Raw genomic sequence first — 22,778 nt, forward strand, 5'->3', positions numbered from 1 at the left:
CACCCCCCTCTCAGTCGCGGTGTCGTCCCCCCCCCCCCACCCAGGGGGGGGGGGCCCCCCCCCGCACACCTGCAGAGCGGCCGTTCACCCCAGAGGACCGACGGTGTGCTCCCGGCCTGCTCCAGATCGGCAGGCGTCAGATGGGTATGCCGCGGCGACGGGCGCAGTGCCAGAGCACGCCACACGTGTTCACAATTATTGACACTTTGGCTGGTGGTCCATCAGGATCTCAGCTACCCGGAGACTCCATCTGCGTGCCCTGTGGCCACGCACCGAGGTAGCGGAGGAAGAGGATGCCAGCACACCTGACAGCACTCGATGGGCTGACGGTGGAGCAGCCGACGGCCGGCGACTACACCGAAGGTGAACTCGTCGAGTTCCGCGGCCTGATGACAGACCTCCTGGCCGCATGCACGGCCTCGTCCGCCAAATATGCGCCCGATGGCGGCTGGAGTCCCGCCGGGACTCCTCAGGAGTTGGACGAGGCCGCGGACCTCATCGCCGAGCTGTCGCGAACTCTCACCAAGACGCGCAGGGCGATCCGCAAGATCAATACCGAGGCCCGGAAACGCGCCTCCGGTCCCACTGCACTCCCGTAGAGATATCCGGGCTGCCCTCTTCACAGGAGCACCTCCAAGCCCTGTTGGGCACACCGCGATGCCCCGTATGGCCCTTATTTGGCGGCTAGTTGGCGTATGCGACCCCCTCCTCATGCAGAAAGCTGAGGGTGGTGCCGGGCGGGGCGCTGGTGCGAGCGTAGAAGCCCACGATCAGGCGCCTCGTCGCCTGATCTCGATGACCGGCGTTCCCCCTGGGGAATTCCGCCCGATCCTGATGTGCCGTCTTCCGTGGCAGCGACCACGGCCACGTTGCGAGAAGGGAGCCGAGCGTCTGTAATTCAGCGGCGCTTGCGGCGGCGTGCGCGGATGACTGCGGACAGGATCTCGTCCATCGCGGTGTCATGAGCGGTGTCCTGGCTCAAGTCCTGGGTGCGTGCGGCAACCTTGGTCACGCCTTGCCCGAGCGCCTTGGCGACCTTGCTGAGGAACCTGAGGTCCTTCACGATCGGGCGGAGGTACGCGACCAGTGCCTCCTGCTCGGTGTAGGAGCAGAACCCTGGCAGTACGCCGAAGAACCGTTCGATCTTGGCAGTGTTCTCCGGGCTCGTGAGGCGGCCGTCCTGGAAGACGTAATGGACCGTCTGCCGGCTGTTGTTGGAGCCCCTGGCGATCTCACCCAGGCGGTACTGCCTCGGCGTCCTGCCGCTGAGCCGCCGGGTCATCGGTGTCGCCAGCCGGGTCTCACGCAGGAAGGTCATGCGCTGCAGGTACCGGGCTTTCGAGGCTTCCTTGGAGTCGTCGCGGTCCGGGTCTGCGCCGGCGAGTAGTGCGGGCACACGCTCGATCGCGATCCCCGTCGCGTAGTTGACCGCTTCAGGCGCCAGAAGAGGATCGAGCTTTCTCCTGGCTGTGGGGACTAGGCCCTGCCGCAGGTCGCGAAGCTCATCGAGGAGGTCGCCGACTTCGGTTGCTGCGAGCTCCTCGACGCCGGACAGCTCGTCGCTCTCCTCTGCCGGCTCGGCGGCTTCGTTCACCAGAGCTCTCCATAGCTGGAACCGACAGGACTGGTAGGGGCGTCACGAGGCTACCCCGATCACCGTTCCGCGCAATGGGTGGCCTGGCGAGATCCTACGGGCTGGGAGTGCCCGGCCGCCACGATCGTTCACAATCATTGACACTTTGGCTCGTGCTGCATCAGGATCTGCATATGCCGGTGATCGCAGCCGCCCGGCTCCATCTACGGGTATGCCCCGGCGCGGGCCGGCCGGTCTGCCCACACCGTTCCGTCCGGCAGCCTCTGGCCGGCGCACCACAGGGTCAGAGGCCGAGGACTTCAGACAAGGCGGCCTGGAGGAACACGATGACGCACGCGGCACGGACGAACGGGCGCGCAGCGGCCGAGCGATCCGCTGCGCTGCCAGCGCACCGTCGTCCTCCGCTCCCCACCCCTCCCGTCTGCGGCATGCCGTGGCCGGGCCAGGTACGGGCTACCCGGATCGCGCTCCCCCCTGCGCCGTCCGGTCCCGGCCTGGACTGGGGCGCCCGGGTACGGTCCGGGCGCTCCAGCAGCTCTTTCTCCTGCCGACCGGACACTCTCCATGACTGATATCACCAGCACCGATGCCGTCCGCAGTGTCGACGGAACCTGGATCACAGCAGCCGGCCGGAACTGGGACGCCGTACGGCTGCCCCGCGAGCTCGGTCTGGAGGCCTTCAACTCCGTGACCGGGCCCCTCGGCGCCGTGGCCATGGCGCCGGGCAGCCGCGGCATGTACTTCCTCGTTCCGCCCGGCACAACAAGGACGTGGGAACTGCCGCAGACCGTCGCCCTCGGCAAGGCCAGCCACATCGCTCTGCCACCGACGGACCGAAAGCGCCCGCCTGGGCCCTACTGGCTGATTCCCCCTCGTCCCGGCCACCTCCATACCCAGACCGGCGACCTGCACTCGGCCGTCGAGACCGCACTCGGTCTGCGGCCTGGCAGGCCCTCGACGGATCGGCCGGACCTGGCGCACCTGACTCTTGACCAGGTCAAAGGCCTGCGCTGTGCGTTGTGCGGAGACCTGCTCCACCGCAAGAGGCAGCTCGGTGTCTTCTGCACGGTCGAGGGGATGCTCGCCGAGCCCACCCGGCTGCGGGCCTGCGCCCCCAACTGCACGACCGCAGGCCGGACGCGCCCCGCGGCTGCCGGCCCCCTCAAGACACCCGAGCCGGCTGACTGAAACGCCTGCGACTGCGTTCAGGGCGCCCGCGCTACACGCCAGCCGGACCGGCAGGCAGCCTCGGGGCCGGGACCGCCACGGGCCGTGTTCCGTCCTTCTCCCCCACCCACTCTCTCGGCTCCAGGAGGAAGCACAGCAATGACGTCCCCCTACCGCGCCGCCCGCCCCCCGCGCTTACGCCGCACGATGCTGCTGCCGATCAGCATGCTCGCGGCCGCCGCACTCAGCGGATGCAGTGCCGGCGCCAAGGAGTCCGGGACTAACGGCGCCGAGGCCGCGAGCTCCGCCCCGAAGGGCGTGGTCACCGTCGAGGCCGCCCGCGCGACGGTCGACGCGTACGAGAAGGCGAACAACGAGGCCAACCGGACGCGGGGCAGCCGCGGCGCACGACTGCTGGGCACGGTCGAGGGCGGTCAGGTGCACGAGCAGTCCCTGGCCGGCTACGAACAGTTCAAGACCTGGTCCAAGAAGGATCAGGAGGAGTACGGGACGGGGTTCGTCTTCACGTCCCGCAGGTACTACATCCCGGATGGCCAGAGCTGGTTCGCGGTCAGGGCGAAGTCCAGCGGATCCGCGTCAGAGGCGCTCCTGATCTTCGACAAGGTCGGCGGCCGTCTCAAGATGGTTGCTTCCGTATACGCGGACGAGAAGACCGCGATACCCGAGATCGCGGTGAAGAACGGGCTCGCTACGGCCGTCGACCCGGCCAAGCGCGTAGGAACGCTCGCCCCGAACCAACTCGGCGATGCCTTCGAGGACCTGGTGGAGACCGGCGGCATGAAGCAGGGCCGGCAACTGGCCACCACCACAGCCACCAAGGAGTTCGCGCAGCGCTACGCGAACCGCACCGAAGGCAAACAGGCCACCTTCGCCAAGATCAACCATTTTGACGGGAAGCCCGCGCACCCGACGGTGTACGCGCTGCGCCTGGCCGACGGCGGCGTTCTCGCCCTCTTCCCGACCTCGTACACCGTGGAGTACCTCCACAAGAGGTTCATGAACGGCGGCAGGATCATCCCCGGCCCGGCCGAGGCGGTCTACAACGCCGAGCGGCGGCCGGTGGTCACGGACGAGTACCAGGGCCAGGCCCTCGCGGGGCTGGCCCCGTCGGGGAAGCCCAAGGTGATCACCTGGAGGTATTCGATGGTGGACTCCCGATGACACCCCAGTACGAAACCACAGTCACTCCCCACGAGTTGACCCGCCTGTGGCTGACCCCAGAGCTCGGAAGCAGCGCCTGGGCCCGGGACCGCGACCACAGGTTCGCGCGGTTCCTGACCGCCCGGATGGCCGAGGCCGTAATGCCCGGCGGCTGCCGCACCGAGCTCGAAACGCTCGCCGGCGCGCGAGATGTCCTGGACAAGTGGCTTGCCCAGCGGGAACTCGCCTCCATCGTCGACGACGATCTTCTCGCCGTTCAGGTCAGTGCGCTGGGCTGGACGCTGCGCAGCATCGCTCACAGCGTCTGGGCCGGGCATCCCGAGTGGGAGCTGGCGTTCCATCCTGCGGCCACCAGGCCCCCAGTCGACCCGATCAAGGCATTGGCGCACGCGAACGCGGGGAGTTCGCAACGTCATCCACCTCGGAACGTGACCGCACACCAATCCAGCTGAGGGAGCGAACGCACGTGTGGGGCGATACGCAAACACACTGCCGGCTGGCCAAGCCGCAGGTCTGGGCTGCCGAGGAAGGCCCGAACCGTTCGGGATCTCCCGGGTTCAGCTGCTGCATCCCTGCCCCGGTGTGTGTCGTTGTCCAGGCGCACCGGCTGTTTCAACGTACCTGCCTGGGTGGGTTGTTCACGCATGCGATGAGTTGAAGGGACAGAACGACAATTGATTTCACGTTCCGAAGGTGACCGGTTACGTCCCGAGTCGTGCGAGCCAACTCAGATATCGCGCTGGGAAGTTCACTGGCACAGGCGCAACCTCGCGATCACGCAAACGCATGACCGCAGGTGGACCAGGCCGGGTCTGGGCCGCCGTTTGTCGGAGGCCGGGGCAGCGGTCGTATCGCACCGCGTCGTACGGGGAGACAACGTGACACGAGCATCCCGACGTCCAACAAAGCGCACTGCCGTTCGCGGCCGAAAGCATGCAACCGCTCTGCTGATCGCGGGCGGACTGGTCGCTCTGACCGCCTGCGGAAGCGGCGACGACTCGGCCAAGAGCCCTTCGCCCACCAACAGCAAGCCAGCCCCCGCGACGTCGTCGTCCAGTGCCGATCCCCAGGCCCAGGCCAAAGGCGACGTGCTGAAGGCGTATGACGACTTCTGGACCGAGCAGGTCAAGGCTTACGGGCAGGCCGACATCAAGGGCACCGACCTGAAGAAGTACGCCACGAAGGAAGCACTAGGGCGCGCTATGGGCGACGTCCTGATCATGAACGAGGCGGGCACCGCCGCCAAGGGCGCCCCGACACACGAGGCGCAGGTCACCTCGCTCGCGCTCACCGGGAAGACGCCCAAGGCCAGCGTGCGTGACTGTCTCGACATCTCGGGCTGGAAGACGGTCAAGAAGAAGACAGGTGCCGTGCAACCGTTCCCGTCCAATCAGCCTCTGCGTTACGTGACGACGGCCAAGGCGGAGAAGTGGGGGAACCAGTGGATGATCACAGAACTCACGCCAGACGGGAAACGCACATGCTGAAGCGTCCCGCGCTGGCAGCAGTCCTTTCCGCAGCCGCGCTCTGTGCTCTCGCGGCGTTACCGGCCCACGCGGCGGACGATCCGGTCATCGGCGGTGACTGCGACGGAGCGAGTTCCTTCGTCACGGTCTGCCGGCAGGAGCCGGGCAACCCGGGCGGCCAGGACCAGACAGGCAATCAGCCGGGCACCGGCAAGGACAGCAAGCCCCGGCCGCAGACTTGTGCGGTCGAGCGACTCGATCCGCAGCCACCCGCAAGCGACCCGATCTGGAACGGCCACAAACCCGGCGACGGCGCGATCTACACGCGGGTCTGCCTCAGCGATGCGCTGGGAGCCGCTGCTGGCGCTCAGATCGTCCCCCAGGTCTTCTGGGCAGCGGAGGCCCCCGCGGTCAACGTCGACCCAGAGCAACTGGCGCGCCAAGCTGTCGACCGGATGCTGTTGACCGGCCCGGACATCGCCAGCCCCCGCGCGGCCGGCAAGTACATCGTGGGCGTGCCGATGTGGATGTGGGTCAACGAGAGCCCTACGACGTACGGGCCCAACACAGCCTCAGCGTCGCTGGCTGGAGTGACCGTGACCGCGAAGGCGAAGGTCACCAAGATCGACTGGGCGATGGGCGACGGCAACGCTGTCACGTGCCGGGGCCCCGGCACTGCCTACCAGGCCTCGTACGGCAAGCAGGAGTCGCCAACCTGCGGCCATACCTTTAGCCGCACCTCGGCCTCCCGGTCAGGAGGCAAGTACAGCGTGAACGCAACCGCTACGTGGACGGTGGACTGGCAGGTGAACGGCGGCGGCGAGGCGGGGCAGTTCACGGAGACCAGGCAGTCCCAGGCACAGGTCGCGATGGGCGAACTGCAGGTCGTCAGGTAGAGCCGCCGGAAGGAGAGAGTGTTGAGCAGCAAGACCAAAGAACGCACAGCCGCCACGGACGGCGTGCCTTCGGTGGCCGGCCCGGTGACTCCCCCTCGGGTGTCGGCCCGCAGGCGCCGACCGGGTGTCATCGCCTTGTCGCTGGCGCTGATCGCGGCCGGAGGGGCCGGTGTTGCCGTCCTGCTGCTACAGGTCGGCAACCGCACCGACGTGGTGACCGTGGTCCGCGACGTCCAGGTCGGGCAAGTCCTCACCGAGGACGACCTGGGCAAGGCCTCCATCGCCCTGGATCCGGCCGTCAAAGCGGTGCGCAGCGACGACCTGGACTCGGTGGTGGGCAAGCGGGCCGCTGTCGAGCTCAAGCCCGGATCGCTCCTCGCTCCGGCTCAGGTGACGAAGGACTCGCTGGTGAAGGCTGGCGAGCAGTTGGTGCCCATCGGGCTTGAGCCCAAGCAGATCCCGGCCACCGCGTTGATGCCGGGCCAGAAGGTACAGCTGGTCCACGTCCCGGCCCAGGGCCAGGCGGACACCGGCAAGACGTCCGGTACCCCGCCGGAGACCATTGACGGGCGGGTCGTGAAGGCCTCCAGTGCCGCCCCCGGCACCGGGATCGTAGTGGTCGACGTCGCCACATCCGCCGCTGACGGCCCCACGGCCGCCGCCTGGGTGTCCGCTGGCACCTTGCGCCTAGTCCTCGCCGCTCCGGACGGCAACTGATGACTGTCATCGCACTGGCAGGCTGCAGTGGCGCGCCCGGCGTGACCACAAGCGCTCTCGCTTTGCTGCTGTCGTGGCCGCTGGAGCCGGGCCGGCGGATGGTCCTGGCTGAGTGCGACCCGGACGGCGGGGCCGTGCTGCACGGGCTGCTCCAGGGCACGCTCGGCGACCGATACGGACTGCGCAACCTCTCGGTCGCCGCCCGCCAGGGCGACCTCGGCGATGCCTTCTGGCGTCAGCTGATCGACCTGGGCAGCGCAGAAGGCAAGACGGAGTCCCCGCGCGACCGCCTGCTCTTGCCAGGCATCACCGACCCCGCGCAGTCAGCAAGCCTGGGCTCAGTGTGGAAAGCCCTGAGCGTCATCTTCCGCGGCATCGAGGCCGAACACGGCCACGACATTCTGATCGACCTCGGCCGCCGCGGCGCCTTTGGCCCCTCCGGTGTCCTGGCCGAGCAGGCCGACGCCGTGATCGTCGTGGTGCGCAACACCCTGCGCTGCCTGCAAGCGGCCGAGGGCCGGGTGCGCGCACTGGAGGAACGGGTCGGTGACGTCAGCGTGCTGATGATCAACGAAGGCCCGTATCCCGCGGGCGAGGTGCAGCGGGTGCTGCAGGTTCCAGTGGTGGCGACCCTGCCGTACGCGCCCAAGGACACCCGCGTGCTGTCCGACGGTGCCGAGCAGCCGCGCCACTTCACCAAGTCACCGCTGATGAAGGCCGCCAGGACGAGCAGCACCCTGCTGGTCCAGCGAGCCGCAATGCGCCGGTTCCGCCTGGATCCACACGGCACGTTCGCCGCAGGCGGGGAGGTAACCCGTGCGCGGTAGCCCCCTGCACAACGACCCTCTTGTGTCTCCGCCGCCCAGCCGCCCCCGGCAGGCGAACGGCACACCTGCTGGTGCTGCCTCAAGTACGCACGTGCTCGGCGCCGCCACGCCTCAGGTCACCGTCGACTACAAGGTCGCCCGGCACATCGCCGGCCAGGTCGCCAAACAGCGCGAGGACTTGCTGAAGACGACGCCGGATATGGACCGGGCCAGCGAAGAACAGCGCTGCCTGGACTGGATCAACGAGGCGGTCGCGCTGTGGTCGGACGCAGCGGCCATGGCGCCGCATGAAGACGAAGCACTTCGGCGTGCCGTCTATGACCTGCTCTTTCGGGCCGGTCGGCTCCAGCCGTACCTGGACGACGAACGGGTCGAGGACATCATCATCCAGGGCCCGGACGAGGTGTGGCTCGACTACGGCGACGGCGAACGCCGCATGGTCGGGCCGATCGCGGACTCGGACGAGGAACTGCTGGAGCTGTTACGGGAGTTGGCGAGGGGGTCCGGGCACAACGAGCGCACCATCTCCACCGCGAACCCCACCCTGGCCCTGTCCCTGCAGGACGGCTCCCGGCTCCAGGCGATCACCGGACTCGGGCCGATGACCTATGCGGTCATCCGCCGCCACCGGGTCTCTCACGCCGATCTCGACGACCTCGTGCGGCTGGGCACGATCGATCCGATCCTGCGCGACTTCCTCGGCGCGTGCGTGCGCGCGGAAAAGAACATCATGATCGCGGGAAAGCAGAAGGCAGGGAAGACCACGCTGCTGCGGGCGATGCTCAAGGAGTTCAACCCGGAGACGCGTTTTGCCACCATCCAGACCGAGGACGAACTGTTCGCCCACGCCAACGGATACCACCGGCAGGTCGTCTCCCTGGTGGGCCGCGAGTCCAACGGTGAGAAGGACGTCACCGGACGGGGCGCCGGCGAGGTCACGCTGCTGGACCTGATGCATCCCGCTTTGCGGATGTCGCTAGAGCGGATCGTGGTCGGCGAGGTCCGCGGCCCTGAAGTCGTCGCGATGATGCAGGCATTGACGAACGGCTCGGGCGGCAACCTGTGCACCATCCATGCCCGGCGCCCGGACATCATCTTCGACCGGATCGCCGAACTGTACGCGCTCGCCCAGGACAACCTGTCCGAGCAGCTCGCCTACCGGCAGACTGCCAACGGCCTGGACTTCATCGTGTACGTCGACATGACGGATGAGACGCAGATCGGCGGCCGCCGTCACCGTTACGTCTCCCACGTCCTGGAACTGACCGGGATCGGCGAGAACGGCCGTCCCGCCACGAACACGGTCTTCTCCCCCGGCGCCGAGTTCGGGGATCTGCGCGCGGTGCCGAGGATGGACCCGGGCTGCGTCGACGACCTGCGCCGGGTCGGCTTCGACTCCGCCCTCCTGCAGCAGCCCTACGGGGCGTGGCAGGCGCCGCTGCCGCTGAAGGTGGGGGTGAGCCGATGACCCTGTTGTGGGGGCTGTTGAGCGGCATGGCCGTCATCGGCGGGCTGATCGGCATCGTGGCCGGTGCCGTGGGCACGACGGCGCCGCGCCGGGCTCCGCTGCGGCAGCGATGGCAGGCCCTGCGCGCCGGGAAGGACCAAGGCGAGGACGTCCGTCTTCGCCGGCGGACCCTCGCGGTCTTGGCGGTCGTGGTCTTCATGACCGTGTGGCTGGTCTCGGGGAACTTCGTGGGCGGCGTGCTGCTGGGCGCGGCCGTGGTCGGCGTGCCCTGGCTGATCAGTCCGGCGCAGATGGCGCAGGAACGAATCGGGCAGCTGGAGGCGCTCAGCGAGTGGACACAACGGCTGGCGGGCTTGCTCCGGCTGGGCATGGGGCTGGAGCAAGCGATGGTCACCAGCCGTCGGGGTGCGCCGGAGGAACTGGCGCCGCAGATCGTCAATCTGTCCGACCGGCTGCGGCTGGGCTGGCGACCGCAGGGAGCATTGGGCGCGTTCGCCGAGGAGCTGGACGACGTCACCGCGGACAAGGTCGTTGCTGCGCTCATTCTGTCGGTCAATGACCGCGGCCCGGGCCTGGCTCAGGCGCTGGAAGACCTGGCGGGAACAGTCCGCGACGAGGTCGCCAAGAGGCGCGCCATCGAGGCGGACCGGGCAAAGCCCCGGACCACCGTGCGGTGGATGACCATCATCACCGTGGGCATCGTGGTGGCCGGGTTCTTCGTGCCGTCCTACACGCAGCCGTACTCCACGCTCCTGGGTCAGCTCGTGCTCGCCTTCCTGACGGCCGGGTTCATCGGGGTTCTCGCCCTGATGCGGCAGCTGGGTGCTTTCCGCCGCATACCGCGCTTTCTGATCACCGACCCGTCCAGCACTGTCCGGCTGCCCGCGCCCGTCACAGAGCCGGATGTGCCGGTCGCCGGCCTTGAGCCGGAAGGAGTTACGTCGTGAACCTGCTTCCCGTCGTCCTGACCGGTGGCACGGTCGGCGCCGGCATCGCGCTGCTGGTGCGGGAACTGCTGCGCCCTCAGCCCGCATTGGGGCCGGCCCTGCAGCGCAGTGCCCCGGCCACCTTGGCCATGCCCGAGCCGGAGCTGGACCGCGAGGAGGTGTGGGGCCGGTGGCTGCTGGTCCGCCTCGAGCGCGTGCCCGGCGTACGGATCCCCACCACCAACCTGGCCCTGCTCGGGCAGGGGCCGGGCCAGTTCATGCTGAAGAAAACCGCGCTCGCAGCGCTGGGCCTGCTCTGCCCGGTGATCGCGACGATCCCGTGGATCATCGCGGGCGTCTCCCTGCCGTTCTACGTGCCGGCCGGTGCCGGACTCCTCATCGCAGGGCTGCTGTTCATCACCCCGGATCTCGCGGTCCGCGACCAGGCCAAGCGCGCCCGGGAGGAGTTCGCGCACGCCCTGTCCGCCTACCTCGACCTGGTCGCGCTCAAGCGGGCCGCCGACGCCGGACCCGCCGAAGCGCTGGAGAAGGCCGCCGAGGTAGGCCTCGGCTGGCCCTTCCTGTTTCTGCAGGGCGCCCTGCGCCGGGCCCGGATGGAGAAGATCCCGCCCTACCAGGCGCTGACCGAACTCGCCGCCGAGTACAAGCTGCCCGTCCTGGACGACGTCGCCGACATCATGCGGGGCTCGGCCACCGACGGCGCCGCCGTCTACAAGGCGCTGCGGGCCCGGACCGCGGCACTCAATGCCGAGTTGCTGGCCGATCAGGCCGCGGAGGCGAACGCGGCCAGCGAGAAGATGACCGCCCCCGGCGCCTTGTTGGCCGTCCTGGTGATGCTGCTGATGGCGTTCCCCGCAGTCATCCGCATGCTCACCGTCTGAAGATCCCCCTAGTCACGAACCTCTGAAGGAGCAAGGAGTACAGATCATGAAGTACACCGCAGCCCGCACCTACCGTGCGGTGCACTGGGCGACCACGCGTGTGCAGGAGGGCCTTCAGGAGGCCAAACGCAGGCCGGACCGCGGCGACATCAGCACCACCACCGTCATCATCTGGGTGGCCGCCGTCACCGGAGCCGTGTTGATCGCCGGGACCATCGCCGTCGTCATCGCCAAGTACAACGGCCGACTCAACGGGCTGTGATGTCGGCTCCGGAGCAGCTGAAGGCCTGGTGGCAGGGGCGAAGATGGCACGACGACCGCGGCGACACAGCCATCCAGATGGCCATCATCTACCCGTTCGTGCTGCTCGCCACGATCGCCGTCATCCAGGCCTCGATGTGGTACTACGCAAGGCAGATCGCCCTGACCGCGGCCCGCGAGGGCCTCACCGCGGCCCGCGCCTACAAGGCGAGCCCGGCCAACGGCGCGGCCCAGGCACGGGATGTGCTGGGGCGCGTCGCAGGTGACAGCCTGCGCGGCTACAGCGTCGCCGCCACCAGCAACGGGCAGCGGGTGCAGGTACAGGTCTCCGGCACGGCCATGTCGATGATCCCGGGCGTATCGGGTCTGCAGGTCACCCAGTCAGCGTCCGGTCCGGTGGAACGCTGGACGGCCCCGGGAGAGTGAACTACGTGCGATACACGGCCCGATGGGCTCGCAGGCTGCGCAGCGACGAGGGCAGCGCCGCGATCGAGGCTGCCATCGTTCTACCATCGCTGATCATGTTCCTGTGTCTGGCCATCGCCGGGGGCCGCCTGGTCACCTCCGGCTCGAAGATCGACGCAGCAGCGGAAGACGCGGCCCGGGAGGCGTCCATTCACCGCACGGCGGGGGCCGCGCAGGGCGCCGCGCAGGCGGCGGCCGCCGATTCCCTCAACGACCAGGGCATCAGGTGCGCGTCGACCAGCGTCAACATCAACACCGGAGGCCTCAGCGTGCCGGTGGGCCAGGTAGGCACGGTCACCGTGACTGTGAACTGCACGGTCAACCTGTCGGATCTCCTGCTGCCGGGCGTGCCAGGGTCCCGGACTCTCACGTCGACCGCGACCTCAGTGGTGGATCAGTACCGGCAGAGAGCTCTTGGGTTCACCAATTCTGAGGTGTCTTCGTTGCGGAACTCAGGGACCGAGGGACGTGAGGATGGTGTCTGACTGCTTGGGTTCGCGAACTCCGTCCTCGCCGTTTCGGACACGGCCTGGCATCGTTGGCGCCGGTGACGGTGAACCGTGGCTGCCACGGGAGTTCGATCCGTGTGGGACGAGGGGGCAGCGCGCTAGCACCCTGGAACACCCGGTAGAAGCTGGCTGGGAGGAATCGGGGAAGCGCTTCTGCCCAGCAGGGTTGTGCAAACTATGTACGGCGGTGGGTGTCGGGCCAGGTCGTCGTGTCGTCGGCGCGGACATCCGTGAGGTCGGCACCGTTCAAGTAGGCGTCCGACAGGTTGGCTCCCCGCAGATCAGCACCGCGCAAGATTGCCTGCCGCAGGTCAGCGTGCTCCAGATGTGCGTCGCGCAGGTCCGCGTGCGACAACCGGGCGCCTCGCAGGTGGGCGTGACGGAGATCAACGTTCACCAGTTGGCCGTTTTCCAAGTTGCTATTGGGCATGTAGGCACGGGACAGATTCGAATGGCGCAGGTTGGCACCGTCCAGCTGCGCTTTGGAGAGCTGTGCGCGGCGCAGATCTGCTCGCGACAGGTACAACGTGTGCTCCTGGGGATGCCCAGGGCGGCGGCCCAGCACGTACAGGGCGGTCTGTACATCCGGGGCCCGGGTGGTCAGCCAGGGCACATTACGGTCCACGGTGGGTGTGGGGTGTTCTGGTCCGTCGGGGGCGCCAACCGGCCATCGAGCGTGTTCACGGACGAACGCGCACAGGATATCGGTGACGGTCGGTCGGTCGTCGGGAGAGTTCTTGGCGACCCGTTCCAGTGCGTAGATGCCCCCGAGCCGAACATCGAGTGTTTCGCTGCCGAGGTGATCGATGGCGCGGGTGAAGCGTTCCGTTATCTGCCCCTCGCGGGCAAGCCCGAGTTGCTGCCAGCCGACGGCTGCGCCCGCGACTACGACGAAGCCGCCCATGGCTTGCAGCAATTGGCTGCGAAAGTCGTTCTGTACCTGGGACTGGGCTTGTTGCAGTTCGACGCGCTTCTCTGCACTTGCCACGTGACCCAGCTCGCGCAATGTGAGGGGTGGATAGACCATCCGGGGAAGCCAGACGACCGCAGCCAGAGCGACCAGTACAGCAACTCCGCCCAGTGTGCCGAGCACCCTCGGATGCAACCGCATTGGTATCACGTTCCCCCCTGCCGACAAGGCTGGACTCGTTACCTTGCCCAACTCCAAAGGCCGTCAGTCTCAGCATGCCGAAAGCCTGCAGATTGCTCCCGAGTTCACGAATCCCGAATGGTCTTCGGGCGGGAACTCGAGCGGTGGGGTTCAACGGAGACGCATTCCATGCCTGACTACTGCGGAACGCTCAGGAATCCCGGCGCTTTGTCGGAATCCCGTCCCGTTCGGGTGAATTTGGACCGACCAGCTAACACTGCCTACCAGCAGGCTTCACCCTTCGCCGAACTCAACACCCTTCGGACACGAGGTGACTGGTGATCTTCCGGCAGATGAGGCTGAGCCGGGCACGGTGGGATGACCGGGGTGGAGTCACCGTGTTCGTCGCCGTGTGCGTCATCGCCCTGATCGGCATCATCGGCGTCGCCGTCGACGGTGGCAGCAAAATGCGCGCCACCGAACGCGCCGACTACGTCGCCGGCGAGGCCGCCCGGGCAGGCGGGCAGGCCATCGACCCCGCCGAGGCCATCAGCGGCAACGCGATCGTCGTGGATCCGCAGGATGCCCAGGCCGCTGCCCAGGCATACCTGCGCTCGGCCGGCGCCACCGGCACGGTCAGCGTGTCCGGCGACGGCAAGACCCTCACCGTGAACGTCACCGGCACGTACGACACAAAGTTCCTGTCGGCCGTCGGGATCGGCTCCTTGCCGGTGGCCGGCCAGGGCAAGGCCACCCTCCTGCACGGCGTCACCGCTCCCGAAGGAAACTGATGCGCGCCACGCCCTCGCCCGCCGCAGCGGCCGCCCGCACCCTGGGCCGTATCGTCAAGGCCGTACTGAGTCTGCTCGTGCTGGCCGCCACGGTCGGTGGGCTGCCGCTGCTGCTGGCCTGGGCCACACCGGTCATCTGGTGGGCCAGCCACGACGACCTCACGCACCTGCTGGACCGGCAGGACACGGGAGCGGTATTCCTGCTGCTGCTCGTCGCGGTGGGCTGGATCGGGTGGATGCAGTTCACGTTCTGCGCCGTACGCGAGTTGATCGCACAGGTGCGGGGCCGGACTTGGCACGCCCCCCGCGGGATGGGCTCCTCGCAGCGCGCCGCGGCTCTCCTGGTCGGCAGCATCCTGGTGCTGCTGCCCACCAGTTCGGCCCTGGCCTCCGATGCCCAGGCCGCACCGGCAACCACCGCGCCCCAGCTGCCCGGCCAGGCCCACGCCCCGCAGGCCTTTGAAGCCGATCGGGCCGCGCCGTCCTCCGCGAGCAAGCAAACGGCCCGTATTTCGTACACGGTGCGCGAGACGCGGCCGGCGGAAAGCTTGTGGGGCATCGCCGAACGGGAGTTGGGTGACGGCGAGCGGTGGCGGGAGATCTCCGCCCTGAACGAAGGCCGCACCATGGCCGGCGGCCAGGTCTTCAAGGCGAACAGCTTTCTGCAGCCCGGCTGGCAGCTTCAGATGCCGGATTCCGCTGCAGCGTCGGAAGGAGTCCGTGCGCAGTTGGGTGACGGCGTCCCGGCTGCTGCCGAGGAGAGCGCGCCCGCCATCACGGTCCACCCGGGCGACTACTTGTCAAAGATCGCGGAGGAGGAGCTCGGCGACGGCGACAAGTGGCCCGCCCTCTTCGAGGCCAGCCGGGGCAAGCCCCAGCCGGATGGTCTGCCCGCCATCTCCGACCCGGATGTCATCTACGCCGGGCAGCAGGTCACCATGCCCGGCACCCTGCCCGACCAGCACAGCCCGCCTCACGACAGCGCCCCAGACGATGAGGCAGACAGCCAGGAGTCCACTCCCCCGGCCACCCAGAAGCCAGGCGATGACACGGGCGATGGGCAGGCATCCGCGCCGAGCCACACCACGGCGCCCACCGCGGAGTCATCAGCCTCCAGCACACCCAGCAGCCGTCCTGCCGAACGGCCCGGGCAGGAACAGGGCTCCCCTTCTGGGATGCCGCAGCCCAGTTCCAGCGCTTCCCCTTCTGCCGCATCACCGTCGTCGTCGACTGGGCCGTCCGGCTCTGCTGCCTCCTCCCCCGCCGCCACGGCGTCCGAGACGTCGGCTCCGGCCGACAGCCCGCTGACCCTGCACACCGTTCTCGGCGCCGGCGCGCTGCTGGCCGCCGCGATCACAGCGGCTCTCGCCCTGCGCCGGACGCTGCAGCGCCGCCGCCGCAAACCGGGCGAGAAGATCGCCATCGCGCCGGAGACATCCAGGACGGAAGCTCAGTTGGCGGCGGCCGCCGAGCCCGGCAGCGCAGCCCGCCTGGACGTGGCCCTGCGAACCCTGGCCCACCATGCACCGCGGGATGCCGATTCCGACAGGCTCCCGCAGCTGCAGGCCGCGCGGATCGGCGCCCGCTCACTTCAGGTGCTGCCCGAGGACCAGGCTCTTGAGCCGCAGACGCCCTTCGTGTCCGGGCAGGGCGGCTGGTGGGTCCTGCCCGCCGACGCTGTTCTCCTGGACGAGGAGGCGGCCCGCGACGTTCCGGCGCCGTATCCGGGGCTTGCCACGATCGGCAGTACCGAGTCGGGTGACCTCCTGCTGCTCAACCTCGCATACATGCCCGCGCTGCTCCTGGACGGCGACCCGGCCCACATCACCGAGGTGTGCACCTCGCTCGCCCTGGAGCTCGGAAAGAGCCCGTGGGCAAGCGACGTTGAGGTCGTCGTCGTGGGGTTCGGCGAGGAGATGCCACAGTTGCTGCCCACCGCGAGGATCGCGCACATGCGCCAGCCGGCGCACGCGCTGCGTGATCTGAGTGAACGGCTGCTGGAAGCCCACCAGATGCCCGAAACCCGGCATCAGCCCTACCTGCTGTTGTGCGCGTCCGCTCTGGACCCGGACCTGGCCTGGGAGTTCGCCGACGTCATCGACAAGGCCGGGCCAGTTCCCATCACCCTGGTCGCCCCAGCTGGTACGGCGGCCGGGCATTTCCCCCACGCGGAAATCCTCAACGCCTCGCTCGGGGCACCGCAGCACGTCGACTACGCCGGCACGGACGTCACGCTGCAGCGCCTGGACCACGCCTCCTACCTCCAGATCGTCACGGCCCTGCAGGTGTCCGGGCAGCCGGCCTACCCGGCCGAGGGTCCCTGGCAGGGTGTGCCGTACGAGCCCGACAGCATGGAACCGCCCCGGCGCAGCGCGCCGCAGGATTCCGCCGCATCCGCGACCGACGTACCCACGAGCAGTTCCGGTATGCCGGCAGCAGAGGTGAGCAGCGAGGGCTTCCCTGCCCTGCTCGCCGCCACCACCGATCCGTCCGCGCTCCATCTCCGGCCCGCCGCCCGGACGTCGGCGCAGACCGAGGAAGAACACGCGGGCCCTGGACCGACGATGCCCCCGGCCCCGCAGTCCGCGCCGTCGGCTGAGTCTGCAGAAGCGGACGGCGAGGGCGGCGTCGAACTGGGCGCGATGACAGAAGCAGATGAAGGCGAAGGCCTTAGCCAGCACGCGCCGGAGATCCGGGTCCTGGGCCCGGTCGAGGTGACCGGCGTGGACAGCACCGGCCACGGACCGCGGATGGCGCAGCTGGCCGCCCTGTTGCTCTTCCGGCCCGGGCGGAGCGCGGACATCCTGTGCTCTGACATGGACCCGGTCAGCCCGTGGTCGTCGAGCACCCTCAACGCCCGGCTGCAAGGCCTGCGCCGCACCCTGGGCAACGATCCCGACGGCACCCCCTACGTGCCACGCCGCAAGACCGGCGATACCCCCTACAGCCTCTCCCCCGCCGTGCGCTGCGACTGGACCGCCTTTCTCCACCTCGTCGAGCGTGCCCTGCCGTTGGGCCCGGCCGGCCTGCCCGATCTGGAGCGGGCCCTGACTCTCGTCCGGGGCCGGCCGTTCGGAGGCAGGCCCCTGCCCTGGGCGGAGCCCCACCAGCAGGAAATGATCACCCGGATCATCGACGTGGCGCACACCGTAGCCACGCACCGCACCCCTGCCGGCCCGCATCACAACCTGAGCGCGGCCCGCCAGGCCGTCGCGACCGGACTCGACGTTGACGACACTGCTGAGCTCTTGTACCGGGACTGGGCCAGGATCGAGTACGCGGCGGGCAACCGGCAGGGACTGCACACCGCGATTGCCCGCGTCCAACAAGTCAACCGCGGGCTCGACTGCTCACTCGAGATAGCCACCGAACAGCTGATCAACGAACTGCTCAGCACGACACGAGACGATCGAACGCGCGGAGCCGTGAGCGTCCCGCATTTATCGGCGTCTGGCTCCAGCGGTCGCAAGGCCCCCGTCCGGCGGACAGACGTGCCCGCCGAATCGCCCGACGCGCAGTCGTGAACACCTTGCAGATACGAGGCCGTTGATGAATCAAAGGCAGCAGCGTACGAGCCTCGGGAACACGGACATGGCTGTGGGGGCCGGCCGTACCCACCGCCTGCTCATCGGGGTGGTCGTTTTCGGAGCCGTCATCATCGCCGGTATCGGCTTCGCCGGTTCGTACGCGGCGGTGCGCGAACTCGCCCTCGAGAAGGGCTTCGGGAAGTTCAGCTACGTCTTCCCGATCGGTATCGACGCGGGAATATGTGTCCTGCTCTCGCTCGATCTGCTCCTGACCTGGATCAGGATCCCCTTCCCGCTGCTGCGCCAGACGGCGTGGCTGCTGACGGCGGCGACGATCGCGTTCAACGGCGCGGCCGCGTGGCCGGACCCGCTGGGCGTCGGGATGCACGGTGTCATCCCGATCCTGTTCGTGGTCTCCGTGGAGGCGGCCCGGCACGCGATCGGCCGCATAGCGGACATGACGGCCGACAAGCACATGGAGGGCGTGCGCCTCACCCGCTGGCTGCTCTCCCCGCTCCCCACGTTCCTCCTCTGGCGCCGGATGAAGCTGTGGGAGCTGCGCTCCTACGAGCAGGTCATCAAGCTGGAGCAGGAGCGTCTCGTCTACCAGGCCCGGCTGCGTTCGCGCTTCGGCCGCGCCTGGCGCCGCAAGGCCCCGGTCGAGTCCCTGATGCCGCTGCGGCTCGCGCGTTACGGCGTACCCCTGGCGGAGACGGCCCCCTCGGGCCTGGCCGCGGCGGGCATCGAGCCCGCGCTGCTGCCTCCGGCGCCACGGCAGCAGACCGAGCCGGCACAAGCCGCCACACCCCCGGACGCGGCCACCCGTACGGAGCCAGCAGCGCACGGACAATCCACAGAACAAGCGTACGGGCCAGGACACCTGGGCGCGCAAGCACCGCAAGAAGAGCAGCGCTGCCAGGAACCCGACCGCCCCCCTGCCCCCGACGAACAGCAGCAGTCGGACCGCGCGCAAGAGCAGCCGGAGTACCGGGAGGAGGAGCCCAACTCGAGCCCGTGGTTCGCTCCCCCGCAGCAGGAGATCGTCTACGAGGGCGGCTACGACCCCTCGTACGCCCCGGACCAGATGTGGGCCCAGTACGAGGCCGAGCAGCGCCAGACATACCAGAACGGACAGGGCCAGGTGCTTCAGGAGTACGAGAAGCGCGAGCCCTCACCCGAGGACACCGGCAACCCTTCCACAGCGAGAGGAATCGGCCGCACCCGCCAACGCAGCCAGAGCAGCGCCCTGGAACCGGAAACCGAGCAAGGCCCGCATCCAGCCAGCCCTGTTGAAGCTCCCGCACAGGAAAACGCACCACTTCTGATGACTCTTCCAGCTCAGGCCCAGCACACCCGCCCCGTGAAGACCTCCCTCAACAACACACTGACAGGCGACACGCCAGCGCCTGCCACGACACTGTCCGAGCTGCCCACTGTCGACCGCTACTACCTGGCCTGGCACACCTTCCAGCAACAGCACGGCTACGAACCCCAAGGCCCCGAACTGTCCCAATACCTGGCCGAACGCAACGTACTCGACCGTGACGGCCAACCCATCAAACCGAAATCTCTGACCCGCTATTACCTTGAATTCCGGATCTACACCGCATGGGCAGAACACCGCACCCACGTTGAGATCCCCAATCCCGACCAGGTCGCCCGTGATCTCACCGACCGCGGAATCACCGCCCAGTACAACAAACCAATCCAGCCATCCGACCTCAGCAAATACCTCAACACCTTCCAACGTCGCTACACCACACTCCAGGCACCGTCAGAAGCAGCAGTCCCGATACGCGCCCCTCGGTAACCGGCGGGGACGTCTCACGCTGATGCTCCAGGCCTTCTCAGCAGACGCCACCGCCGATTCTCGCGTGGTGTCAACCAATCAACTCTGGGACCAGCGAGGACATCTGACATCCAGGTGAGTGTCGAGTTCGACAGCGAAGCGAGATGTCGTCCAACGGTGCCCTCGTCCTGGTCCGCGCCTGAGCCGGGGCCGCCACCCTCGCCAAGCCAGCAATCGCCTACAACGCTGGCACCCTCACCAGGACCCCGACAAGACAACCCACACCGCCGAAGCGGCCGCCGCCTGACCCACTCCCCATCCACGGTGTCGCAGAGGGTTTGCTCCGCGCCCAGACCTCATTGCTGAAGTCGACCCGACGACGCGACACACAGCCGCCTAGGTAACCAAGCTCTAGCGACCGTCCCATTCGTGGTCGAGCATCGAGTGCACGACGGAGTCACGCCACACTCCGGCCTTATGGATGTGTTCCCGAATGACGCCTTCCTTGGTCATACCCGCCGCCATCATCGTTCTTGCGGAGGCTTCGTTGATTGGAGAGCGCGCACCCCAGACACGGTGGAGGCCGACCTCGAAGGCAAAACCCAGGAGAAGGCATACGGTTTCGACGCCATAGCCGATGCCCCAGGCATCCGGGCGCAGCGCGAAGCCGAATGTGGCTCCGCGCTGCTGGTGTGGATCTGTGGCGATGCGCCCGAACCCGATCAGTTCGGTAGTGTCCCGCCGGATGACTGCGAGTGCGTACTCGGTACGCGGCGTAGCGGTGGCTGATGCGATGGACCGGGCAACGATGTCGCCGACCTGAACTCGGGAGCGCGGCTCGAATGACAGATGCTCCGTCGCCTCTTCGCTTCCGTAGATCTTGAACACCGCATCCACGTCGTCGATCGCGAGTTCGCGGAGGTCCAGGCGTTGGCTGGAACGTCTGACGGGACACATGCGGCGAGTGTCTATGACGCGGCCCGTTCGAACAGTTCCTTCACCAGGACCGCGTACACCGGCGAGTCGGCGAACGGTTGGCGCTCGCCAGCCTTTTTGTACCCCCAGCTTTCGTAGCGTTCCTGGACCTTGGGGTGCGTGACGTCGACCAAGAGGACGGCAAGGTCCTCCGGCCGACCTTCCAGGAGCGCCCTGTGCAACTCCTCTGCCACCCCCGACTTCCGCCATTTCGGACGGACCATCAGCTCGGAGACGGCGAAGGTGAGCGAGCTCTTCGGCTCAGGATAGGGGGTATCGCGCCACCACTCGCGCCCCTTCGTCGCCGGCGCGCCGTAGACGAAACCCACAGGCTCAGTTTCGTCATAGCCAATGACACAGCGGTACTCCGGTTGTCCGCCCCAGTGGTCGACGAACCATGGGAAGCGTTCGTCGAACTCGCTCCCGACGTGGTACTCGGGGATGTCGGCATGTACGTCGAGGAGCACCTGCCGAATCTGGGACAGGTCGTCGTGCCCGTAGTGGCGAAGGTCTATCACTCGTCAGCTCCATTTCGTGCGCAGCTCATCGGCCCATTCGTAGGCGCGTGGTGATCTTGGCGCCAGGCTAAGCAGGTCTCGGTGGAAGTCGCCGAGCAGCGTTCGCATCCGACCGGGTATTGGATCACCTCCCATGATGTCGAAGACTCTGGACGCCGTGGCACACCCAAGTTCGACATCGCCCTGGTGAAGTTGCGCGAGGGCGAGCCGCGCTGTGGCGAGTGCCCGGTTGCGCTGGAACCGGTCGGGCAGCGCGGCCAGCGCCTTGTGAGAGGACGCCTCGGAAGCAGCGGGCATCTTTAGATTTTCCTGGACAATGCCAGTCATGGCGAGCAGCTCAGCCGGCCCGTAGAAGTGGGTCCAGCTCGGCCGCTCCAGTGGCGTCGCCTTTGCCAAAGCCTCCTGTGCGTACCCGATGCGGCGGAGAGCCTGTTGGCCTTCCCCGAGGTTGGAGAAACCGATCGCAGTTCGGGCGTGGGCAAAGGATGCGAAGAATGGATCCTTGCGGGTGATCGGGAGATTCTGGGCGGCCCGAGCCGCTGCAACGGCATCTGGGAAGCGTTTCTGCTGGTGAGCCAGCATCGCGATCGAGTTCCACACCCGGAGCTGGATGACGTGGTCCTGTGCCATGCCCGCAAGGGTCATCGCCCGGTCTAGATACCTCTGAGCTCGGGCGAGGTCACGCGCGTCGATACAGCACCAGGCGGCCAGGGCAGTGAAGTCCGCAGCGACTCCGTACAGGCTTCGTCGCACGCGTTCTCCAGCAACGTTTTGCTGCTGTAGGTCTAGAGCCCTCGTCGCCCAGGCGAGTGCGTCCTCGACGAGGGTTGTGTGGCTGTCGTCCAGGGTCGTTTGGCCACCGTGACGGTCATCGAGCAACGTCAGTTTGTTGATCTGATCTTGCAGCCTGCGAACGTCGGCCATACCGACACGGGCGGGCGGGGTCGTCAGGTGAGGCGTTGCGGCGGCGGCCGCCGTACCTGCTGCTGAAGTGATGAAGCGGCGACGCCGCACGTGCTCCTCCGGCGGTGCTGCGGTGGTGCGTGTTGGGTAGAACCCTAGGTCTTCCGCTGAGCAGCCGAAAACCCTCTCCAGCGCGACCTTGGTGTTCCCTGCCGGGCGCCGCGTCGATCCGTTGAGTAGTCGCCGGATCGTCCGGTCTGAGAAGGTGCCCGGTTTGCCTGTCACCGCCTCAATGGCGTCATTCATCTGACCAGCCAACTCGTCTTGTTTCAGCCCAAGGTCAGCTAGGCAGGCCGCTAAGACGACGTTCACTCCCATGTGACGAACGTAGCCGTCCGGGCAACCCTCGGCCACGCCAAGGGTAATGAGCGAGCAAAGTTGTCCGGTTGGCTGCAAGTGGGCGAAGTGCAACTTGTCCTGTAGCTGGTGGGACTTACGCGGTTACCTGAGTGACGCCCCGACCGTCGCTCCGGTGTCGTCGTATCCACCGGCGCGGAGGAGGGTGATCCCTTTCCTAGGCGTAGTTCTGCACCTCCCGTGTAGGTCCCAGGAAAGGGATCGACCATCGCACCGCTCGGCGAAGCCAAATGATCAGCCAGGAGTTCCCCGTGAACCTGCAGATGCATCGCACCGCATTTCCTCCCCCGACGACGCCTAGTGCGCTTTCAGGCTTCGACGCGCAGACCGTGCCCCAGCGTTCCGACCGGACCACCCCAGGCTGCTGAATCCCGGACGCTGGTCGCCA

The 22,778-nt window shown here is 67.8% G+C and carries 21 protein-coding genes and 1 pseudogene; 17 read left to right on the forward strand and 5 right to left on the reverse strand.

Annotation, left to right across the window (positions count from 1 at the left end; all coding sequences use genetic code 11):
- Positions 1-293: 293 nt before the first annotated feature.
- Positions 294-599, forward strand: coding sequence for a hypothetical protein (locus ACFWXQ_RS04650; RefSeq protein ID WP_383952015.1), 306 nt, complete (start codon positions 294-296; stop codon positions 597-599).
- A gap of 299 nt (positions 600-898) precedes the next feature.
- Here the strand turns inward: ACFWXQ_RS04650 and ACFWXQ_RS04655 are convergent, their stop codons facing one another.
- The gene (locus ACFWXQ_RS04655) at positions 899-1,594 is read right to left on the reverse strand and encodes a hypothetical protein (RefSeq protein ID WP_383952018.1); all 696 of its coding nucleotides are present in this window, start codon (positions 1,592-1,594) and stop codon (positions 899-901) included.
- A 564-nt stretch (positions 1,595-2,158) separates the two neighbouring features.
- On the opposite strand from ACFWXQ_RS04655, the gene ACFWXQ_RS04660 reads away from it, so the two are divergent.
- From ACFWXQ_RS04660 to ACFWXQ_RS04720, 13 genes are all read left to right on the forward strand, one after another.
- Positions 2,159-2,782, forward strand: a complete 624-nt coding sequence (locus ACFWXQ_RS04660; RefSeq protein WP_383952020.1) for a hypothetical protein — start codon at positions 2,159-2,161, stop codon at positions 2,780-2,782.
- Positions 2,783-2,920: 138 nt separating this feature from the next.
- Positions 2,921-3,943, forward strand: a complete 1,023-nt coding sequence (locus ACFWXQ_RS04665; RefSeq protein ID WP_383952022.1) for a hypothetical protein — start codon at positions 2,921-2,923, stop codon at positions 3,941-3,943.
- Positions 3,940-4,395 carry a hypothetical protein gene (locus ACFWXQ_RS04670; protein ID WP_383952024.1) on the forward strand — a complete coding sequence of 152 codons (456 nt, stop codon included), beginning with the start codon at positions 3,940-3,942 and terminating at the stop codon, positions 4,393-4,395. Before ACFWXQ_RS04665 ends, ACFWXQ_RS04670 begins: the two co-directional genes overlap by 4 nt.
- A gap of 426 nt (positions 4,396-4,821) precedes the next feature.
- Complete coding sequence (locus tag ACFWXQ_RS04675; RefSeq protein ID WP_383952026.1) at positions 4,822-5,430, forward strand: hypothetical protein; 609 nt, start codon at positions 4,822-4,824, stop codon at positions 5,428-5,430.
- Entirely contained in the window at positions 5,424-6,305 is an 882-nt protein-coding gene (locus ACFWXQ_RS04680; RefSeq protein ID WP_383952028.1) for an ATP/GTP-binding protein, read from the forward strand. The genes ACFWXQ_RS04675 and ACFWXQ_RS04680 overlap by 7 nt, the downstream gene beginning before the upstream one ends.
- Before the next feature lie 72 nt (positions 6,306-6,377).
- A complete protein-coding gene (locus ACFWXQ_RS04685) occupies positions 6,378-7,022 on the forward strand; it encodes an SAF domain-containing protein (protein WP_386267787.1) in 645 nt (214 codons plus the stop codon).
- Positions 7,022-7,849, forward strand: a complete 828-nt coding sequence (locus ACFWXQ_RS04690) for a hypothetical protein (protein ID WP_383952032.1) — start codon at positions 7,022-7,024, stop codon at positions 7,847-7,849. Before ACFWXQ_RS04685 ends, ACFWXQ_RS04690 begins: the two co-directional genes overlap by 1 nt.
- Positions 7,839-9,317 carry a CpaF family protein gene (locus ACFWXQ_RS04695; protein WP_383952034.1) on the forward strand — a complete coding sequence of 493 codons (1,479 nt, stop codon included), beginning with the start codon at positions 7,839-7,841 and terminating at the stop codon, positions 9,315-9,317. The genes ACFWXQ_RS04690 and ACFWXQ_RS04695 overlap by 11 nt, the downstream gene beginning before the upstream one ends.
- Complete coding sequence (locus ACFWXQ_RS04700; RefSeq protein WP_383952036.1) at positions 9,314-10,264, forward strand: type II secretion system F family protein; 951 nt, start codon at positions 9,314-9,316, stop codon at positions 10,262-10,264. Before ACFWXQ_RS04695 ends, ACFWXQ_RS04700 begins: the two co-directional genes overlap by 4 nt.
- Complete coding sequence (locus ACFWXQ_RS04705; RefSeq protein WP_383952038.1) at positions 10,261-11,145, forward strand: type II secretion system F family protein; 885 nt, start codon at positions 10,261-10,263, stop codon at positions 11,143-11,145. Before ACFWXQ_RS04700 ends, ACFWXQ_RS04705 begins: the two co-directional genes overlap by 4 nt.
- 46 nt (positions 11,146-11,191) lie before the next feature.
- The gene (locus tag ACFWXQ_RS04710; RefSeq protein WP_306944480.1) at positions 11,192-11,407 is read left to right on the forward strand and encodes a hypothetical protein; all 216 of its coding nucleotides are present in this window, start codon (positions 11,192-11,194) and stop codon (positions 11,405-11,407) included.
- Positions 11,407-11,832 (forward strand): TadE/TadG family type IV pilus assembly protein, encoded by a 426-nt coding sequence (locus ACFWXQ_RS04715; RefSeq protein ID WP_383952040.1) that lies wholly within the window; start codon positions 11,407-11,409, stop codon positions 11,830-11,832. Before ACFWXQ_RS04710 ends, ACFWXQ_RS04715 begins: the two co-directional genes overlap by 1 nt.
- Positions 11,829-12,356, forward strand: coding sequence for a TadE/TadG family type IV pilus assembly protein (locus tag ACFWXQ_RS04720; protein ID WP_383952042.1), 528 nt, complete (start codon positions 11,829-11,831; stop codon positions 12,354-12,356). The genes ACFWXQ_RS04715 and ACFWXQ_RS04720 overlap by 4 nt, the downstream gene beginning before the upstream one ends.
- Before the next feature lie 199 nt (positions 12,357-12,555).
- On the opposite strand, the gene ACFWXQ_RS04725 is transcribed toward ACFWXQ_RS04720, so the two are convergent.
- Positions 12,556-13,473, reverse strand: coding sequence for a pentapeptide repeat-containing protein (locus ACFWXQ_RS04725; protein ID WP_383952044.1), 918 nt, complete (start codon positions 13,471-13,473; stop codon positions 12,556-12,558).
- A gap of 350 nt (positions 13,474-13,823) precedes the next feature.
- Here ACFWXQ_RS04725 and ACFWXQ_RS04730 point away from each other — a divergent pair, with 350 nt between their 5' ends.
- The 3 genes and pseudogenes from ACFWXQ_RS04730 to ACFWXQ_RS04740 all read left to right on the forward strand — a co-directional run.
- Positions 13,824-14,261, forward strand: coding sequence for a TadE/TadG family type IV pilus assembly protein (locus ACFWXQ_RS04730; protein WP_383952046.1), 438 nt, complete (start codon positions 13,824-13,826; stop codon positions 14,259-14,261).
- Positions 14,261-17,785 (forward strand): hypothetical protein, encoded by a 3,525-nt coding sequence (locus ACFWXQ_RS04735; protein WP_386267546.1) that lies wholly within the window; start codon positions 14,261-14,263, stop codon positions 17,783-17,785. Before ACFWXQ_RS04730 ends, ACFWXQ_RS04735 begins: the two co-directional genes overlap by 1 nt.
- Positions 17,786-17,852: 67 nt before the next feature.
- Positions 17,853-19,052, forward strand: a pseudogene (locus ACFWXQ_RS04740) (DUF2637 domain-containing protein); the annotation flags it as partial.
- Between the two features lie 936 nt (positions 19,053-19,988).
- On the opposite strand, the gene ACFWXQ_RS04745 reads toward ACFWXQ_RS04740, so the two are convergent.
- From ACFWXQ_RS04745 to ACFWXQ_RS04755, 3 genes are read right to left on the reverse strand one after another with little or no spacing between them, the layout of a single operon-like run.
- Positions 19,989-20,534 (reverse strand): GNAT family N-acetyltransferase, encoded by a 546-nt coding sequence (locus tag ACFWXQ_RS04745; RefSeq protein WP_383957345.1) that lies wholly within the window; start codon positions 20,532-20,534, stop codon positions 19,989-19,991.
- A gap of 11 nt (positions 20,535-20,545) precedes the next feature.
- The gene (locus ACFWXQ_RS04750; RefSeq protein ID WP_386267548.1) at positions 20,546-21,070 is read right to left on the reverse strand and encodes a GNAT family N-acetyltransferase; all 525 of its coding nucleotides are present in this window, start codon (positions 21,068-21,070) and stop codon (positions 20,546-20,548) included.
- Between the two features lie 3 nt (positions 21,071-21,073).
- A complete protein-coding gene (locus tag ACFWXQ_RS04755; RefSeq protein WP_383957309.1) occupies positions 21,074-22,351 on the reverse strand; it encodes an XRE family transcriptional regulator in 1,278 nt (425 codons plus the stop codon).
- Positions 22,352-22,778: the final 427 nt, after the last annotated feature.

This window comes from Streptomyces sp. NPDC058697, assembly GCF_042715345.1.
GTDB classification, from domain to species: domain Bacteria; phylum Actinomycetota; class Actinomycetes; order Streptomycetales; family Streptomycetaceae; genus Streptomyces; species Streptomyces liliifuscus.